Source organism: Microbacterium sp. TPD7012, assembly GCF_003075395.1.
Lineage (GTDB): Bacteria > Actinomycetota > Actinomycetes > Actinomycetales > Microbacteriaceae > Microbacterium.
Window position 1 is genome coordinate 533,130 of the sequence record NZ_QDFV01000003.1, and the last position, 17,965, is coordinate 551,094.

At 68.5% G+C, this 17,965-nt stretch carries 19 protein-coding genes; 2 read left to right on the forward strand and 17 right to left on the reverse strand.

Going from position 1 to position 17,965, the window contains the following annotated elements; all coding sequences use genetic code 11:
- Positions 1-65: 65 nt before the first annotated feature.
- From DC434_RS10705 to prmC, 12 genes are all read right to left on the reverse strand, one after another.
- Positions 66-326 (reverse strand): F0F1 ATP synthase subunit epsilon, encoded by a 261-nt coding sequence (locus DC434_RS10705; protein WP_045280545.1) that lies wholly within the window; start codon positions 324-326, stop codon positions 66-68.
- A gap of 2 nt (positions 327-328) precedes the next feature.
- Complete coding sequence (atpD, locus tag DC434_RS10710; RefSeq protein WP_116635255.1) at positions 329-1,783, reverse strand: F0F1 ATP synthase subunit beta; 1,455 nt, start codon at positions 1,781-1,783, stop codon at positions 329-331.
- Between the two features lie 21 nt (positions 1,784-1,804).
- The gene (locus DC434_RS10715; protein WP_116635256.1) at positions 1,805-2,704 is read right to left on the reverse strand and encodes a F0F1 ATP synthase subunit gamma; all 900 of its coding nucleotides are present in this window, start codon (positions 2,702-2,704) and stop codon (positions 1,805-1,807) included.
- Between the two features lie 20 nt (positions 2,705-2,724).
- Positions 2,725-4,365, reverse strand: coding sequence for a F0F1 ATP synthase subunit alpha (gene atpA / locus DC434_RS10720; RefSeq protein WP_116635257.1), 1,641 nt, complete (start codon positions 4,363-4,365; stop codon positions 2,725-2,727).
- A 47-nt stretch (positions 4,366-4,412) separates the two neighbouring features.
- The gene (locus tag DC434_RS10725) at positions 4,413-5,204 is read right to left on the reverse strand and encodes a F0F1 ATP synthase subunit delta (RefSeq protein ID WP_116635258.1); all 792 of its coding nucleotides are present in this window, start codon (positions 5,202-5,204) and stop codon (positions 4,413-4,415) included.
- Entirely contained in the window at positions 5,204-5,761 is a 558-nt protein-coding gene (locus DC434_RS10730; RefSeq protein ID WP_116635259.1) for a F0F1 ATP synthase subunit B, read from the reverse strand. The genes DC434_RS10725 and DC434_RS10730 overlap by 1 nt, the downstream gene beginning before the upstream one ends.
- Before the next feature lie 27 nt (positions 5,762-5,788).
- Positions 5,789-6,025, reverse strand: coding sequence for an ATP synthase F0 subunit C (atpE, locus tag DC434_RS10735; protein WP_025103147.1), 237 nt, complete (start codon positions 6,023-6,025; stop codon positions 5,789-5,791).
- Positions 6,026-6,082: 57 nt separating this feature from the next.
- The gene (gene atpB, locus DC434_RS10740; RefSeq protein ID WP_347707148.1) at positions 6,083-6,775 is read right to left on the reverse strand and encodes a F0F1 ATP synthase subunit A; all 693 of its coding nucleotides are present in this window, start codon (positions 6,773-6,775) and stop codon (positions 6,083-6,085) included.
- A 236-nt stretch (positions 6,776-7,011) separates the two neighbouring features.
- Entirely contained in the window at positions 7,012-7,530 is a 519-nt protein-coding gene (locus tag DC434_RS10745; RefSeq protein ID WP_116635261.1) for a hypothetical protein, read from the reverse strand.
- Positions 7,530-8,699 carry an MraY family glycosyltransferase gene (locus DC434_RS10750; RefSeq protein WP_116635262.1) on the reverse strand — a complete coding sequence of 390 codons (1,170 nt, stop codon included), beginning with the start codon at positions 8,697-8,699 and terminating at the stop codon, positions 7,530-7,532. Before DC434_RS10750 ends, DC434_RS10745 begins: the two co-directional genes overlap by 1 nt.
- On the reverse strand, positions 8,696-9,436 hold the full coding sequence (locus DC434_RS10755; protein WP_116635263.1) for an L-threonylcarbamoyladenylate synthase: 741 nt from the start codon (positions 9,434-9,436) through the stop codon (positions 8,696-8,698). The genes DC434_RS10750 and DC434_RS10755 overlap by 4 nt, the downstream gene beginning before the upstream one ends.
- Positions 9,437-9,488: 52 nt before the next feature.
- Entirely contained in the window at positions 9,489-10,349 is an 861-nt protein-coding gene (prmC, locus tag DC434_RS10760; protein ID WP_116635264.1) for a peptide chain release factor N(5)-glutamine methyltransferase, read from the reverse strand.
- A gap of 98 nt (positions 10,350-10,447) precedes the next feature.
- Between prmC and cysK the strand changes: the two genes are divergently transcribed.
- Both cysK and epsC read left to right on the forward strand, forming a co-directional pair.
- Positions 10,448-11,386 (forward strand): cysteine synthase A, encoded by a 939-nt coding sequence (cysK, locus tag DC434_RS10765; protein WP_116635265.1) that lies wholly within the window; start codon positions 10,448-10,450, stop codon positions 11,384-11,386.
- Positions 11,383-11,958 carry a serine O-acetyltransferase EpsC gene (gene epsC / locus DC434_RS10770; RefSeq protein ID WP_116635266.1) on the forward strand — a complete coding sequence of 192 codons (576 nt, stop codon included), beginning with the start codon at positions 11,383-11,385 and terminating at the stop codon, positions 11,956-11,958. The genes cysK and epsC overlap by 4 nt, the downstream gene beginning before the upstream one ends.
- 12 nt (positions 11,959-11,970) lie before the next feature.
- Here the strand turns inward: epsC and DC434_RS10775 are convergent, their stop codons facing one another.
- The 5 genes from DC434_RS10775 to DC434_RS10795 all read right to left on the reverse strand — a co-directional run bounded on the left by DC434_RS10775 (position 11,971) and on the right by DC434_RS10795 (position 17,941).
- Positions 11,971-12,378 carry a phage holin family protein gene (locus tag DC434_RS10775; RefSeq protein ID WP_116635267.1) on the reverse strand — a complete coding sequence of 136 codons (408 nt, stop codon included), beginning with the start codon at positions 12,376-12,378 and terminating at the stop codon, positions 11,971-11,973.
- 32 nt (positions 12,379-12,410) lie between these two features.
- Entirely contained in the window at positions 12,411-13,490 is a 1,080-nt protein-coding gene (gene prfA, locus DC434_RS10780) for a peptide chain release factor 1 (protein WP_116635268.1), read from the reverse strand.
- A gap of 11 nt (positions 13,491-13,501) precedes the next feature.
- The gene (rho, locus tag DC434_RS10785; protein WP_116635269.1) at positions 13,502-15,508 is read right to left on the reverse strand and encodes a transcription termination factor Rho; all 2,007 of its coding nucleotides are present in this window, start codon (positions 15,506-15,508) and stop codon (positions 13,502-13,504) included.
- Between the two features lie 172 nt (positions 15,509-15,680).
- Positions 15,681-16,634 (reverse strand): homoserine kinase, encoded by a 954-nt coding sequence (gene thrB, locus DC434_RS10790; protein ID WP_116635424.1) that lies wholly within the window; start codon positions 16,632-16,634, stop codon positions 15,681-15,683.
- A gap of 2 nt (positions 16,635-16,636) precedes the next feature.
- Positions 16,637-17,941, reverse strand: a complete 1,305-nt coding sequence (locus tag DC434_RS10795) for a homoserine dehydrogenase (RefSeq protein WP_116635270.1) — start codon at positions 17,939-17,941, stop codon at positions 16,637-16,639.
- Positions 17,942-17,965: the final 24 nt, after the last annotated feature.

Below are 17,965 nucleotides of genomic sequence, written 5' to 3' on the forward strand. Positions count from 1 at the left end.
GCCCCGGATCGCCGACAGCTCGAAGAGCGCGGGACGGTCCGGGGCGGACGGGTGGAACAGGACTGCTAGGCGATGAGAGCCGCGTTGCCGGCGACGATGGTCAGGGTGTCGCCCTCCATGGAGAGGAACCCGTCCTGCGCGTTGGCCAGCACCTTGGTGCCGTCGGTCTGGGTGATCCGGACCTGGCCCTCGGCGAGGATGGCCAGCACCGGCTCGTGGCCGGTCATGAAGCCGATCTCGCCCTCGACGGTCTTGGCGACCACGAGGCTCGCCTCTCCCGTCCAGACCTCCGCGTCCGCGGAGACGAGGCTGACGTGCAGAGCCATGGTCAGCCGTTCTCCTTCTGGATCTTCGCCCACTGCTCTTCGACGTCGGAGATGCCACCGACGTTGAAGAAGGCCTGCTCGGCGACGTGGTCGAAGTCACCGCGCGTGATCGCATCGAACGACTCGATGGTCTCCTTCAGCGGGACGGTCGAACCCTCGACACCGGTGAACTTCTTCGCCATGTAGGTGTTCTGCGAGAGGAACTGCTGGATGCGACGTGCACGCGACACGACGATCTTGTCTTCCTCGGAGAGCTCGTCGACACCGAGGATCGCGATGATCTCCTGCAGCTCCTTGTTCTTCTGGAGGATCTGCTTGACGGTGGTCGCGACGCGGTAGTGGTCCTCGCCCAAGTACCGGGGGTCCATGATCCGCGACGTCGAGGTCAGCGGGTCGATGGCCGGATACAGACCCTTCGACGCGATCTCACGAGAGAGCTCGGTCGTGGCGTCGAGGTGGGCGAAGGTGGTCGCCGGAGCCGGGTCGGTGTAGTCATCGGCCGGCACGTAGATCGCCTGCAGCGAGGTGATCGAGTGACCACGCGTCGAGGTGATGCGCTCCTGGAGCACACCCATCTCGTCGGCGAGGTTCGGCTGGTAGCCCACCGCGGACGGCATACGGCCGAGCAGCGTCGAGACCTCGGAACCGGCCTGCGTGAAGCGGAAGATGTTGTCGATGAAGAGCAGAACGTCCTGCTTCTGCACGTCACGGAAGTACTCCGCCATCGTCAGAGCCGAGAGGGCGACGCGCAGACGCGTTCCCGGCGGCTCGTCCATCTGGCCGAAGACGAGGGCCGTCTTGTCGAAGACACCCGCCTCTTCCATCTCGTGGATCAGGTCGTTGCCCTCACGGGTGCGCTCACCGACACCGGCGAACACCGACACACCACCGTGGTCCTGCGCGACGCGCTGGATCATCTCCTGGATGAGGACGGTCTTGCCGACACCGGCGCCACCGAACAGACCGATCTTTCCACCCAGCACGTACGGCGTGAGGAGGTCGATCGACTTGATGCCGGTCTCGAACATCTGAGTCTTGGACTCGAGCTGGTCGAAGTTCGGCGCCTTGCGGTGGATGGGCCAGCGCTCGGTGACCTCGATGGTCTCACCGGGCTCGCCGTTGAGGACCTCGCCGATCACGTTGAAGACCTTGCCCTTGGTGACGTCACCGACGGGGACCGAGATGGCCTCACCGGTGTCGCGCACCTCCTGGCCGCGGACGATGCCGTCCGTCGGCTTGAGGGCGATGGCGCGCACGAGGTCGTCGCCGAGGTGCTGAGCGACCTCGAGCGTGATCTCGACGGAGGACTCGCCGATCACGATCGTGGTCTTCAGTGCGTTGTAGATGTCGGGGATCGAGTCGTGCGGGAACTCGATGTCGACAACCGGACCGTTGACGCGCGCGACGCGCCCGACGACCGCGGTCGCCGGCTGGTCAGCCGTGGCGGTGGGGGTCATTTTCGTCTCTTTCCTGATGGTCTATTTGCTCGACGAGAGCGCGTCGGCGCCGCCGACGATCTCTGCGATCTGCTGCGTGATCTCCGCCTGACGCGCGTTGTTGCGCAGGCGGGTGTAGTCGGTGATGAGCTTGTCGGCGTTGTCGCTGGCGGACTTCATCGCCTTCTGCGTCGCGGCCTGCTTGGCGGCCGACGACTGCAGGAGTGCGTTGAAGACGCGGCTCTGGATGTACACCGGCAGGATCGCGTCCAGCACGGTCTCGGCATCCGGCTCGAACTCGTACAGCGGGTAGACGGTGTTCCCGGCCTCCGACTCGTCTGCTTCCGAGATCTCCAGCGGAAGCAGGCGCACGGACTCCGGCGACTGCGTCATCATGCTGACGAAACGGTTGTACACGAGGTGGATCTCGTCGACGCCGCCCTCGTCCGCACCGCGGGAGAAGTCCTCGAGCAGCTGCTGCGAGATCTCCTCCGCCGTGCGGAACGACGGGGTGTCGGTGTCGCCGGTCCACTCCGCGGCCGCCGCGATGCGACGGAACTGGAAGTAGCCGACGGCCTTGCGACCGACGAGGTAGAACACCGGCTCCTTGCCCTGCTCGCGCAGGAGCTCCGCCACCTCGAGACCCTCACGGAGGATCTGCGAGTTGAAGGCTCCCGCGAGACCGCGGTCCGAAGAGAAGATCACGACCGCGGAGCGGCGGATCGTCTCGGGCTCACGGGTGAGCGGGTGGTCGACGTTCGAGTGCGTCGCGACGGCGGACACGGCCCTCGTCACGGCCCGCGCGAAGGGACTGGACGCCTTGACGCGTGCCATCGCCTTCTGGATGCGCGAAGCCGCGATGAGTTCCATCGCCTTCGTGATCTTCTTGGTCGTCTGAGCAGAAGAGATCTTCTGCTTGTAGACCCTGAGTTGAGCGCCCATGAAATCAGTACCTCACGCGGTTACGCGCGACGACCCTTGACGATCTTCTCCTGGTTGACGTCGTCCGCCTCGGCCGCCGCATGCTCCTCGTGACCGGGAGCGCCGATGGCGTGTCCCTTGCCACCCTGGAACTCCAGGACGAAGGCATCCGTGTGCTTCTCGAGCTCTGCGACCGTGTCGTCGTCGAGGACGTTGGTCTCGCGCAGGGTCTCGAGGACCTTGGTGTTGCGACGCAGGTAGTCCAGGAGCTCGCGCTCGAAGCGGAGGACGTCGGAGACCTCGATCGTGTCGAGCTTGCCCTTCGTTCCGGCCCAGATCGAGACGACCTGCTCCTCGACGGGGTACGGCGAGTACTGCGGCTGCTTGAGCAGCTCGGTCAGACGCGCACCGCGGGACAGCTGACGACGCGAAGCCGCGTCGAGGTCGGACGCGAACATCGCGAAGGCCTCGAGCGAGCGGTACTGCGCCAGCTCCAGCTTCAGCGTTCCGGAGACCTTCTTGATCGACTTGACCTGCGCGTCGCCACCGACTCGCGAGACCGAGATACCCACGTCGACCGCGGGACGCTGGTTGGCGTTGAAGAGGTCGGACTGCAGGAAGATCTGGCCGTCGGTGATCGAGATCACGTTGGTCGGGATGTACGCCGAGACGTCGTTCGCCTTGGTCTCGATGATCGGGAGACCCGTCATCGATCCGGCGCCGAGCTCGTCGGACAGCTTCGCGCAACGCTCCAGCAGACGGGAGTGCAGGTAGAAGACGTCACCCGGGTAGGCCTCGCGGCCCGGCGGGCGACGCAGGAGGAGCGAGACGGCACGGTAGGCCTCGGCCTGCTTCGACAGGTCGTCGAAGATGATGAGGACGTGCTTGCCGCCGTACATCCAGTGCTGGCCGATCGCGGAACCCGTGTAGGGGGCGAGGTACTTGAAGCCGGCGGGGTCGGATGCCGGAGCCGCCACGATCGTGGTGTACTCCAGGGCGCCGGCCTCTTCGAGCGCGCCCTTCACCGAGGCGATGGTCGAGCCCTTCTGGCCGATGGCGACGTAGATGCAGCGGACCTGCTTGTTGACGTCGCCCGACTCCCAGTTGGCCTTCTGGTTGATGATCGTGTCGATCGCGATGGCCGTCTTGCCGGTCTGGCGGTCGCCGATGATCAGCTGGCGCTGACCGCGGCCGACGGGGATCATCGCGTCGATGGCCTTGATGCCGGTCTGCATCGGCTCGTGGACCGACTTGCGCTGCATGACGCCGGGCGCCTGCAGCTCGAGCTCGCGGACCGCTTCGGTGGCGACCGGGCCGAGGCCGTCGATCGGGTTGCCGAGCGGGTCGACCACGCGGCCGAGGTAGCCGTCGCCGACGGGGACCGAGAGGACCTCTCCGGTGCGGGTGACCTCCTGGCCGGCCTCGACGCCGGTGAACTCACCGAGGACGACGACACCGATCTGGTGCTCGTCCAGGTTGAGCGCGAGACCCTTGGTGCCGTCTGCGAAGGTCACGAGCTCGTTGGCCATGACGCCGGGCAGGCCCTCGACGTGCGCGATTCCATCCGCGGCGTCGATGACGGTGCCGACCTCGGTCGCCGCGGCCCCGGTGGGCTCGTAGGCGGCGGCGAAGTCCTTCAGCGCGTCACGGATGACGTCGGGGCTGATCGATAGTTCTGCCATTGTCTTCCCTTTGTATCTGGGTGCGCGGTTCCCCGCGCGAAGTCGTGTTAGCCCGCGAGCTTCTGGCGAAGGTCTGCGAGTCGAGCGGAGATGCTGCCGTCGATGACGTCATCGGCGATCTGCACGCGCAGGCCTCCGACGACGGCAGGGTCGATGACGACGTTGAGCGAGACCGTGCCGTCGTAGCGGCGCGAGAGCGCGTCGCTGAGACGGGTGCGCTGCGCCTCGCTGAGCTCGGACGCACTGTGGACCGTCGCCACGACTCGACCGTGCTGGCTCGAGACGATGCGCGTGGCGCGGCTGAGCAGCTGGCGCACACGCCGCTCGCGCGGCTGGCGCACGAGCGAGGAGACGATCAGCGTGGCGGGAGCGCTGTAGCCGCCGTCGGCGAGCAGTCGCTCCACGAGAGCGCCCTTGGCTTCCTCTCCCCCGAGGCGGCTGCCCAGGGCGAGCTCGAGCTCGGCGTTGGCGGCGATCACGCGGGAGAACCCGAAGATCTCCCCCTCGAGATCGGCGCCCGGCTCCGCGATCGACGCGGCGCGGATCGCGAGCTCCTCGATGCCGTCCACCAGCTCGGAGGCGTTCGACCAGCGCTCGGCGACGACGGTCTTCAGGACGCTCTGCGCGTCTGCGGAGAATCCGCCGAAGACCGCCGTGACGACGTTCTGTCGCGCCTCGGCCGGAGCCGAGGGATCAGCGAGCGCGCCGCTCAGCTGGGACGACTCGCTCACGGCACGCCCGGCAGCGAAGAGCTCCCGTGCGGTGTCGAGAGTGACGCCCTTCGCTGCGGCAAGCGTCTCGATGGATGCCGCGAGTGCCTGAGTGGTCGCGCTGCCCATTACTGAGCCGCCTTCTCGGATGCCTCGAGGTCGGCGAGGAAGCGATCGACGACTGCCGTGGCGCGTGCATCGTCGGAGAGGGTCTCTCCGACCACACCGCCGGCGAGGTCGAGGGCCAGCGAGCCCACCTCGCTGCGCAGCGAGACGAGAGCGGTCTGACGCTCGGCCTCGATCTGCGTGTGCGCGGTCGCGGTGATGCGTGCAGCCTCGCTGGATGCCGCATCCTTCGCCTCGGCGACGATCTTCTTGCCGTCCTCACGGGCGGCCTCACGGATCTCACCGGCCTCGGTGCGTGCCTCCGCCAGCTGGCGGGTGTACTCCTCGAGAGCTGCTTCGGCCTTCTTCTGCGCCTCGTCAGCCTTCGCCATGTTGCCCTCGATGGCCGCCGAACGCTCGTCGAGCATCTTGTTCAGCTTGGGAAGGGCGACCTTCCACACGACGACGAGGATGATGACGAACCACAGCGCCGACCAGATGATGTCGTACCACGCGGGGATCAGCGGGTTGTTGACCGCCTCGCCCTCTGCTGCGAGGTTCGTGACAAGAGCGTTCAGCATCCTGTCTCCTTCAGAAGTCGGTAGAGATTACGGGAAGGGGATGAATCCGACGGCGATGCCGACGAATGCAAGCGCCTCGGTGAAGGCGATACCGATCCACATGAGGACCTGAAGGCGACCGGCCAGCTCGGGCTGACGAGCGACGCCCTCGATGGTCTTGCCGACGACGATACCCACGCCGATGGCCGGACCGATGGCTGCGAGGCCGTAGCCGACCGCCGCGAGGTGGCCGTTGATTTCAGCGAGAACCGTAGTTGCGTCCACGGGTTTTTCCTTTCGTTGGGTGGGAGGGCTGATGCCCGCCCGCTCAGAGTCTGTTGCTCAGTGCTCTTCTGCGACCGCGAGCTGGATGTAGACCGCGGTGAGGACGGTGAAGACGTAGGCCTGCAGGACGGCGACCAGGATCTCGAAGAGAGTGAAGGCGCCGCCGAAGGCGAGGGTTCCGACACCGAGAGCGGCCCAGCCGCCACCTGCGGTGAAGAAGAAGAACTGCGTCGCTGCGAAGCAGAGGACCAGGATCATGTGGCCGACGACCATGTTCATCAGCAGTCGCAGGGTGAGCGTCACCGGGCGGATGATGAAGGTCGAGAGCAGCTCGATCGGGGTCACGATGATGTACACCGGCCACGGGACGCCGGCCGGGAACAGCGCGTTCTTGAAGAACTTGCCCGGGCTCTTCTTGATGCCCGCGTAGATGAACGTCACGTAGCTGACGAGCGCGAGGACCAGTGGCACGGCGATGATGCTGGTTCCGGCGATGTTCAGGAACGGGATGATGCCCGTGATGTTCATGAACAGCACCATGAAGAAGATCGCGGTGAGGATCGGCAGGAAGCGGTCGCCGTCCTTGCGTCCGAGCAGGTCGTGCGCGATGTTGCCGCGGACGAGTCCGAGGCCCATCTCGACGAGGCTCTGGAAGCGGCCGGGCACCACCGTCATGCGACGCGTGCCGAGCCAGAGGATGAGGACCACCGCGATGACCGAGAGCAGCTGCACCAGGTGGATGCGGTGCACCGGGATGCCCGCGACCTCGAACAGGATCTCCGGGAAGAACTCATCGATGGACGGGCCGTGGAACTCGCCGTCAGTGGCAAGTCGAGGGATCAGGGTCGCAGCAAGATTAAACAGCGCGGGCTCCAGCTTCGGGGCACCGGTCTAAACCGGGGCGACGATGGTCGGTGTGCAATCAGCGCAAGCGCTCGCGGGCGAGCGGCGGGCACTCCTCAACACTATCAGAATCTGAGGATGCCCTAAGACCGGGGGCCGACCTCGGACGATCCCTCTTCGGGCCGATTCGCCGACCCGGGCGCGACGTCCTCCGGCACCTCGGTCGGCAGCGTCGTGTCGCTGACGTTCGGCAGCCGCATGCGCGTGAGCACGATGACGTCGATCACGAGCGACATGATCACTCCCGCGACGATCGAGAGGAAGAACACCATCGGGTGCAGCCACGGCTGACCGGCCAGCAGGATCATCACCACGACGAAGACGCCGAGCTTGAGCAGCCAGCCGCCGAGCACGATGGCGAAGAAGAACTGCACGTAGAGGGGGTCGCCGTACCAGCGGTTGGCGACGAGGATGCTGATGCCCGTGATGGCGAGGAACAGGGCGGAGAGGAGCACGCCGAGAAGGCCGCTCACGAGCCCCTCCCCCTGGGCGACGAGGAATCCGACACCGCCGGCGACGATCGCGAGCACCGCGGTCGCCACCGCCGACCAGATGAGGGTTCGACGCAGGATCGGGGTGCTGGATACGGGGCTGGGGCTCATCAGGACTCCACGGGTGTCGGATCGGGTGCAACCCCCGCCGGGCGCTTCCTGCGGCGGGTAGGACTCAGGGTGATGACGAGGCAGGCCGCGATGCCCACGATGCCGAAGCCGACGCCGGGCAGGTACTGGCCGGGCCAGTCCTCCCTCGCGCCGACGTACATGAGCAGGACGGCGAGCGAGATGACCGCCGTCCATGCGTAGAAGATGAGGACCGCGTCCCGGTCGCGATGTCCGAGGTCGAGCATCCGGTGGTGCAGGTGCTTGCGGTCTGGCGAGAACGGCGACTTGCCGGCGTTCATGCGGCGGAGCACCGCCAGACCGAAGTCGAGGAGCGGCAGGAGGACGACCAGGAGCGGCAGCAGGATCGGGATGAACGCACCGAGCAGCTGCGAGCGGCCGAGGCGCTCCGGGTCGAGGGCCGAGGGATCCATCTGCCCTGTGAGCGCGATCGCGGACGTCGACATCAGCAGCCCGAGCACCAGTGCGCCGGAGTCGCCCATGAACAGCTTCGCCGGGCTCCAGTTGAGCGGGAGGAAGCCCAGGCACGCGCCGATGAGCACGGCGGCGATGAACGTCGAGAGGTTGAAGTAGCTGGAGGCACCGGAGTCGCGCGTGAAGATGTACGAGTACGCGAAGAAGACGCCGTTGGAGATGAGGCACACGCCCGCGACGAGACCGTCGAGGCCGTCGATGAAGTTGACGGCGTTCATGACGATCACGATCGCGAACATCGTCATCGTGATGCTGACCCAGCTCGAGAAGACGATGAGGTCGCCGAACGGGAGCGACAGGATCTGCAGGCCGCCGCCGACCGTGATGATCCCGGCGGCGAGGAACTGCGCGCCCAGCTTGATCATCCAGTCCAGGTCCCAGAGGTCGTCGACCACGCCGATGACGGCGATCAGGAAGGAGGCGCCGAGGATCGACCACATGGTCGTCGGCGGGATCCAGATGCTCTGGAAGAAGGGGTTGGCCGCCGAGAACGCGAAGGCGGCGGCGATGCCGAGGAAGATGGCGACGCCGCCGAGACGCGGGGTGGGCGTCGTGTGCACGTCACGATCGCGGATGCCGGGATAGAGCTTGAAGCGCAGGCTCAGCCGCCAGACCGCCCAGGTCAGCCCGAAGGTTATGACGGCGGTGATGACGATCGTGAAGAGGTACTGCTTCACGGGTTCCCGTCCTGCTCCTCCGTGTGCTCCTCGTGCGGGTGGTCCTCGTGCGACTCCTGCGCGCCGTCGGACTCGAGCAGATCGCCGAGCACCTCGGCCAGCTGCTCCCGCGTGACGACGCCGTGGCGGAGGATGCGCACGACCCCCGGCTCATCGTCCCCGCGCCGGACGAGCGAGGTCGCGTCGACGATCGTCGAGGCGATGCCGTTCTTGCTCATGCCGTCGGCGAGGTACACCGCGACGCTGTCGCCCAGCATCTTCTCCGCGTCGAGAGCCGAGATCGCGGCATCCTCGCCCGTGAGGTTCGCGCTGGAGACGGCGAGCGGGCCGGTCTCGGCGAGCAGCTCGAGCGCCACGTGGCCCTCCGGCATGCGCACGGCGACGGTCCCGAGGGTCTCCCCGAGGTCCCAGACCAGAGACGGCTGCGCCGGGAGCACGATCGTGAGACCGCCGGGCCAGAACGCGTCGACGAGACGCTGCACGGGCTCCGGCACCGACTCGGCCAGTGCCGCGAGGGTGTCCTTCGAGCCGATCAGCACGGGCGGCGGCTGGTTGCGACCGCGACCCTTGGCGTCGAGAAGACGCTGCACGGCGGTCGGTGAGAAGGCGTCGGCGGCGACGCCGTACACGGTGTCTGTGGGCATGACGATGAGTTCGCCGCGGCCGATCGCCTGGCGTGCGTTGCGCATTCCGGCGAGCAGCTGCGCCTCGTCGCGGCAGTCGAAGATGGTTGACATGACGGTTCGATTCTATGCGGGACGGATGCGGCGGAAGCTCGACGTGTGCTGATCAGGGCCGGAGAGCGGTCGTCGTGCGGTCGCGCAGCGTCAGGTCGCGGTGCGTGGCGGCGGCGCGCCAGCCGTCGGCGGTGAGCAGATCGCGGATCGATCCGCCCTGCAGCTCGCCGTGCTCGATGACGAGCAGGCCGCCGGGGCGGAGCAGTCGCAGCGCCCTGGTGCTGAGCACGCGCACGATGTCGAGCCCGTCCTCACCCCCGTACAGCGCCATGGCGGGGTCGAACAGACGGACCTCCGGATCGCGCGGGATCGCCGCGTCGGGGACGTAGGGCGGGTTGGAGATGACGACGGATGCCGTGCCGTCGAGCTCCGGGAAAGCCTCGCCGAGGTCGGAGAGGACGAGCGTCAGGTTCTCGACCCCTGCCGAGTTCCGGCTCGCCCACGCGTGCGCGTCCGGGGAGAGCTCCGCCGCGAAGACGCGGGCGTGCGGCACCTCGGTCGCCATGGCCAGGGCGATCGCTCCGCTCCCCGTGCCGAGATCGACGCCGATCGGCGCGGGCTCCGGTGCGTTCAGCAGCGCGTCGATCGCGTACTGCACGACCGTCTCGGTCTCGGGTCGCGGTACGAAGACGCCGGGGCCGACCGCGAGTTCGAGGTGCCGGAAGGGTGCGGTGCCGGTGATGTGCTGCAGCGGCTCGCGGGCCGACCGCCGGGTCACGAGTTCGTCGAGGGCGGCGGAGGCATCGTCGGACGCCCGGTCACCGCGGACGATCGCCGCCTGCACCTCGCCGCGGCGCTGGCCCAGCACGTGTCCGGCGAGCAGCTCGGCATCGACCAGCGGATCCGGCACACCGGCGTCGGCGAGGCGCTGGGCAGCAGCGCGCACGAGGGCGGCGAGCGAGTTCTCAGGCATGGCTTCCAGCGTAGAGTGCAAGCGTCCGTCACATTTCCGGCCCCCGCAGTCCGCTCACCTAGGCTGGTGCGCAGCGACCCGCTCAGGAAAGGTTCCTCATGCCCGGTATTCACTCCGACATCACGACCGCGTTCGGCAACACCCCGCTCGTCCGCCTGAACAGGGTCGCCGAGGGCGTCGGCGCCACGGTGCTGGCCAAGCTCGAGTTCTACAACCCGGCTTCCAGCGTCAAGGACCGCCTCGGCATCGCCATCGTCGACGCCGCCGAGGCATCGGGCGAGCTGAAGCCGGGCGGCACGATCGTCGAGGCGACCAGCGGCAATACGGGCATCGCGCTCGCCATGGTCGGCGCGGCTCGCGGCTACAAGGTCATCCTCACGATGCCGGCGTCCATGTCGAAGGAGCGGCGCATGCTGCTCAAGGCGTTCGGTGCCGAGCTCGTCCTGACCGACCCGACCAAGGGCATGACCCAGGCGATCGCCGAGTCCGAGGAGATCGCCGCGAAGACGCCGGGTGCCGTGCTGGCGAAGCAGTTCGCGAACGAGGCGAACCCCGCGATCCACCGCAAGACCACGGCAGAGGAGATCCTCCGCGACACCGACGGCAAGGTCGACTACTTCGTCGCCGGCATCGGCACCGGCGGAACGATCACGGGTGTCGGACAGGTGCTGAAGGAGCGCATCCCCGGCGTCAAGATCGTCGCCGTGGAGCCCAAGGACTCCCCCATCCTCACCGAGGGCCACCCCGGCCCGCACAAGATCCAGGGCATCGGACCCAACTTCGTGCCCCCGATCCTCGACCGCGACGTGCTCGACGAGGTCATCGACGTCACGTTCGACGACGCGATCCGCCTCGCCCGTGAGACCGCGGCCAAGGACGGCATCCTCGTCGGCATGTCGAGCGGTGCCGCGATCTGGGCGGCGCTCGAGATCGCCAAGCGCCCCGAGGCCGCGGGCAAGAACATCGTCGTGATCATCCCCTCGTTCGGCGAGCGGTACCTGTCGACGGCGCTGTACGAGCACCTCCGCGAAGAGTGAGCACGTCGATCTGGGCTCGCGTTCGCGAGGACATCGCGGCCGCGCGCCTGCGGGATCCCGCTGCACGCAGCGCGGTCGAGGTCGCTCTGCTGTACCCGGGGCTGCACGCCATCTGGGCGCACCGCATCTCGCATGCGCTGTGGCGGCGCCGGCTCCGGCTGCTCGCCCGTGCCGGGTCGCAGCTGTCGCGCTGGCTCACCGGGGTCGAGATCCATCCCGGTGCGACGATCGGTCGGCGCTTCTTCATCGACCACGGCATGGGCGTGGTCATCGGCGAGACGGCCGAGATCGGCGATGACGTGATGCTGTATCACGGCGTGACCCTCGGCGGTCGCACGCGCGACGCCGGGAAGCGGCATCCGACGCTGGGTGACGGTGTCGCCGTCGGCGCCGGCGCGAAGATCCTGGGACCGGTGACGATCGGCGCCGGGTCCGTGGTCGGCGCGAACGCCGTGGTGACGCGGGATGCCCCTGCCGACAGCATCCTGGTCGGCGTGCCTGCCAAGCCACGGCATCGCACGATCGGCGAGGACACGCGAGCGCTGCTCACCGCGCCCGACTACTCCATCTGAGCGACGCCGCCGCTACCGGCGGCGGGAGTCCTTCGCCTCGACCTTGCGCTTGAGGAAGATCAGCGGCAGCAGCACGCTGCCGAGCGCGGTGATCAGCCAGACGATGACCGAGCCGAGCAGCCAGCCGGTGAGGTCGACGATGCGCAACCCGCCGATGGGGAGCAGCACCACGACGATGAGGGAGATCAGGGTCGAGAAGATCCCGATGCCGCCCATCAGCACCGGCGCGTAGCGGTCGGCGAGCTTGCTCACCCACGGCGCGAGCACGCTCTGCAGGATTGCGAAGATCAGGATGCAGATGACGAAGCCCCACCATTTGTCCCACTGGATCTGGAAGCCCTCGAGGAGCGCGTCGGCGACGATGAGGCCGAGGCCGGCGGACACGACGTACATCAGGCCGCGGAACAGAAGTGTGATCACGGGCCGAGCCTAGCGCTCAGCGGATGCAGACGTCAGGAGTCGCCGCCGACGGCGGCCAGACGCGCTTCCTCGTCGGCCGAGATGGCGCTCTCGATGATCGGGTCGAGCGCGCCGTCCATGACCTGGTCGAGGTTGTAGGCCTTGAACCCGGTGCGGTGATCCGCGATGCGGTTCTCCGGGAAGTTGTAGGTGCGGATGCGCTCGGAGCGATCCATGCCGCGGATCTGCGACCTTCGGGCGTCGGATGCCGCGGCATCCAGCTCTTCCTGCTGCCGGGCGAGGAGTCGGGCGCGCAGCACGCGCATGCCGGCCTCGCGGTTCTGCAGCTGCGACTTCTCGTTCTGCATCGAGACGACGATCCCGGTCGGCACGTGCGTGATGCGGACGGCCGAGTCGGTGGTGTTGACGGACTGCCCGCCGGGGCCCGACGACCGGAAGACGTCGATCTTGAGGTCGTTCTGATCGATCTGGATCTCCTCGGGCTCATCCACCTCGGGGAAGACCAGCACACCGGTCGTCGATGTGTGGATACGGCCCTGCGACTCGGTCGCCGGCACGCGCTGCACCCGATGCACGCCGCCCTCGTACTTCAAGTGTGCCCAGACGCCCTGCGCAGGGTCGGTCGAGGAGCCCTTGATCGCGACCTGGACGTCCTTGTAGCCGCCGAGATCGGACTCGTTCCGCTCCAGGAGCTCGGTCTTCCACCCCTTGGACGCGGCGTACTGGACGTACATGCGCAGCAGATCGGCGGCGAACAGCGCCGACTCGGCGCCGCCCTCCCCCGCCTTGATCTCCATGATCACGTCACGGGCATCGTCGGGGTCGCGCGGGATCAGCAGACGCCGCAGTCGCTCCTGCGAGGACTGCAGCTCCTCCTCCATCGCCGGGATCTCGGCCGCGATCGACTCGTCCTCACGGGCGAACTCGCGCGCGGTCTCGAGGTCGTCGGTCGCAGCGACCCAGGCCTCGTAGGCGGCGACGATGCGCGACAGCTCGGCGTAGCGGCGGTTGACGCGCTTCGCCCGACCGGCATCGGCGTGCACCGCCGGGTCGGAGAGCTCCTCCTGGACCCGGCGATGCTCGTCGATCAGAGTCTGTACGGACTCGAACACGGAACGGCCGCTCAGCGGATGTTGTTGTCGTGCCCGTGCGCGCCCGAGGAGAGCGCGGGGATCGACTTCTGCATCTGCACGAGGAACTCGACGTTGGAGTTCGTCTCCTTGAGCTTGCCGAGCACGACCTCGAGAGCCTGCTGCTGGTCGAGGCCGGCGAGGGCGCGACGCAGCTTCCAGGTGATCTTGACCTCGTCGGCCGAGAGCAGCATCTCCTCGCGACGGGTGCTCGACGCGTTCACGTCGACCGCCGGGAAGATGCGCTTGTCGGCGAGAGCGCGCGACAGGCGCAGCTCGCTGTTGCCGGTGCCCTTGAACTCCTCGAAGATGACCTCGTCCATCTTGGAACCGGTCTCGACGAGCGCCGTGGCGAGGATCGTGAGCGATCCGCCGTTCTCGATGTTGCGCGCCGCGCCGAAGAAGCGCTTGGGCGGGTACAGCGCCGAGGCGTCGACACCGCCGGTCAGCACGCGACCGGATGCCGGGGCGGCGAGGTTGTACGCGCGGCCGAGGCGGGTGATCGAGTCGAGCAGCACGACGACGTCGCGGCCCAGCTCGACGAGGCGCTTGGCGCGCTCGATCGCGAGCTCGGCGACCGTGGTGTGGTCTTCGGCCGGACGGTCGAAGGTCGAGGCGATGACCTCGCCCTTCACGGTGCGCTCCATGTCGGTGACCTCTTCAGGGCGCTCGTCGACGAGCACGACCATGAGGTGGACCTCGGGGTTGTTCTGCGCGATCGCGTTCGCGATCTGCTGCAGCACGATCGTCTTGCCGGCCTTCGGCGGGGCGACGATGAGACCGCGCTGCCCCTTGCCGATCGGGGCGACCAGATCGATGATGCGCTGCGTCAGCTTCTCGGGGGCCGTCTCCAGGCGCAGACGCTCCTGGGGGTACAGCGGGGTGAGCTTGCCGAAGTCGACGCGGGTGGCCGCGTCGTCGATCGACAGGCCGTTGATCGAGTCGACCTTGACCAGGGCGTTGTACTTCTGACGGCCCTGCTGCTCGCCCTCACGGGGCTGCTTGATCGAGCCGACGACCGCGTCGCCCTTGCGGAGGTTGTACTTCTTGACCTGTCCGAGCGACACGTAGACGTCGCTGGGACCGGCGAGGTAGCCGGTCGTGCGCACGAAGGCGTAGTTGTCGAGCACGTCGAGGATGCCGGCGATCGGGATCAGGACGTCGTCCTCGCCGATCTCGGTGTCGAACTCGTCGGTGGGCTCTCCGCCGCGGCGCTTGTTGCGCTGACGGTTGCGGTTGTTCCCGCCCGGCTGATCGTCTGCGGCGCCCGCGGCGGCCTGAGGCTGCTGCTGGTCCTGCGCGGCACCGTTCTGACCGCGACCACGGTTGCGGCTGCGGTTGCGGTTGCGGCCACGGCCGCCCTGTTCGTCGCCCCCGTCGGAGTCGGAGGAGGCGTCGTTGTTCTGCGCGTCGGCGTTCTGCGCGTTGCCGTTCTGGCCGTCATCGCTCTGGGCATTGCCGTTCTGGCTGCCGCCGCGCGCGTTGCTGTTGCGCGAGTTGCGCTTGGGGGCGGACTCGTTCTGTCCGCCGTCGTCCTGGCCGGACTCGGCGGGCGCGGAATCGGCGGCGGGCTCGGAGGCCGGGGTCTCGGCGTCAGCCGCCGGCTTCTGCGCGCCGCGGCGACCGCGACCCGTGGTCTTCGGGGCGGCCTCGGCCGGCGCCTCGGCGGCGGCAGGAGCCTCGGCCGGCGCCGCGGCGGCATCCGCGGCAGGAGCGTCGGCGTCTGCCTTCTTCGCGCGGGTGCGGCGGGGAGCCTTCGCCTTGGGGGCGGCCTCCGCGCTCTCGGCGCCGTCGCCGGAGGGAGCCGCCTGCGGCTCGGCGGCCGCGGGCGCGGCATCCGTCTTCTCGGCGGCCTTCTCGGCCTTCGCCGCCGCTGTCGCGGTGGTGGCGCGACGCGGTGCGCGCTTGCGCGCCGGCGCCTTCTCGGTGTCGGCAGCGGCCGCAGGGGCATCGGCGACGGACGTCGTCTGATCGTTCTGGGTCTCGGAGAGGTTCTCCACGAGTACTCCCTTATATGTCATGGGAAATGAGCGTTGAACGCGCACAACGGGTGCTGCGCGCGATCGCACGGGCTGACGCTCGGCGCCAGCCGGCCTCGGCAGGGAGTTCTCGGAAGAAATCTGCCTCAGGGGTTTGCGTGCGGGTCTTGCAAGATTTGCAATGGGGCCAGATTCACGAAACTACGTGGAGCCCTCCGCTCGCCCCCACTGTACCACCACGGACGTCGACGGCGAGCAGGAGCGCCTCCCACGGGGTGTCGGTGACGCGATCCGCGAGATCGACGGCGTCCTGACGGCTGCCGGGACCGTCGGCGAGCACGAGCACGCTCGGTCCGGCGCCGGACACCACGGCGGCGAAGCCCTCGGCGCGGAGCGCCTGCACGAGCCGCTGCGTCTCGGGCATCGCCTCGGCGCGATAGTCCTGGTGGAGACGGTCGGCCGTGGCGTCGAACAGCAGCTCGGGGCTCTGCATCAGCGCGGCGATCAGCAGCGCCGAGCGCGAGACGTTGAACACCGCATCGGCCGTGGAGACCTGGGGCGGCTGCAGGGATCGCGCCTGCGAGGTCGACATCGTGTACGCCGGGACGAGCACGAGCGGAGAGACACCTCGGTGCACGAGGAGCTTCTTGTGCTGCGGGCCGCGCTCCCCCACCCAGGCGATCGTCAGTCCGCCGAAGAGTGCGGGGGCGACGTTGTCCGGGTGGCCCTCGAGCTCGGTGGCGAGACGCAGCAGGTCGGCGTCGTCGATCTCGACGTCGCCCTCCAGCAGCCCCTTGGCGGCGAGCACGCCGGCGGCGACGGCCGCGCCGGAGGACCCGAGACCGCGGCCGTGCGGCACGCCGTTCTCGGCCACGATCCGCAGCCCGGGAACCGGACGGCCGACGTCCGCGAAGACATAGGCGATGGTGCGCACGATCAGGTTCGACGAGTCGCGCGGGATCTCCTCCGCACCGGAGCCGGTGACCTCGATCTCGAGCTGACCGGCGGGAAGCGCGGTGACCTGGAGCGTGTCGTAGATGCTGAGCGCCAGCCCCAGGGTGTCGAATCCCGGGCCGAGGTTCGCGCTCGTGGCGGGAACCGTCACCTCGACGGTGCGCCCCTCGACGGGCTGTGAGTCGGCCGCCACCGTCACTCGCCTTCCACGCGGAGCACGGAGATGACGCGCTCCACGACGGCGCTGCCGGCGAGGGCGTCGACGGTCGCGCTGAGCGCCTGCTCGGTCGCGCGGTGCGTGCCGATGATCAGTCGTGCGGTCGGCTCATCCTCGCCCTCCACCGTCTGCACGACGGTCGCCACGGAGACGCCCCCGTCGCTGAGCGTGCCGGCGACCGTGGCGAGCACGCCCGGCGCATCCGCGACCTCGAGCGTGATCTGATACCGGGTGGTCACATGGCCGATCGGGACGACAGGGAGGTTGGCCCTGGTGGACTCGCCGACGCCGACACCGCCCGCGATGTGGCGCCGGGCGGCGGAGACGACGTCGCCGAGAACAGCGGATGCCGTCTGCACCCCGCCCGCGCCGGCGCCGTAGAACATCAGGGAGCCGGCGGCCTCGGCCTCGACGAACACCGCGTTGTTCGCGCCGTGGACGGATGCCAGCGGGTGCGTGGCGGGAACGAGCGCCGGGTAGACGCGCACCGAGATCGACTCCGCACCGTTCGCCTCGAGCCGCTCGCACACGGCGAGCAGCTTGATCACGAAGCCGGCGGCACGCGCCTCCTCGATCATCGAGGCCGTGACCGAGGTGATGCCCTCGCGGTAGACGGCGTCGAGCGGCACGGCCGTGTGGAAGGCGAGGCTGGCGAGGATCGCCGCCTTCTGCGCGGCGTCGTATCCTTCGACATCGGCCGTCGGGTCGGCCTCCGCGTAGCCCAGGCGCTGGGCGTCGGCGAGCACATCGCCGAAGTCGGCGCCCTCGGTGTCCATCCGGTCGAGGATGTAGTTCGTCGTGCCGTTCACGATCCCCATGATCCGCACGACGCGGTCGCCGGCCAGCGAATCGCGGAGCGGGCGGATGATCGGGATGGCGCCCGCGGCTGCCGCCTCGTAGTAGACGGAGGCGCCGACACGGTCCGCGGCCTCGAAGAGCTCGGGACCGTGCGTCGCGAGCAGCGCCTTGTTGGCCGTCACGACGTCGGCGCCGGATCCGATCGCCTGCAGGATGTTCGTGCGAGCGGGCTCGATGCCGCCGATCAGCTCGATCACGATGTCGGACCCGAGGATGAGCGTCTCGGCGTCGGTCGTGAAGAGCTCCTTCGGCAGGTCGGCGTCACGGGGTGCGTCGACGTCGCGGACGGCGATGCCCGCGAGCTCGAGCTCTGCCCCGGCCCGGTCGGCCAGTTCGTCGCCATGGCGCAGCAGGAGAGCCGCGACCTGCGAGCCGACCGCTCCCGCGCCCAGCAGCGCCACACGAAGTCGTCGGTAGTCAGTCATGGTTGCTCCTTCGGAAGCTTCGGA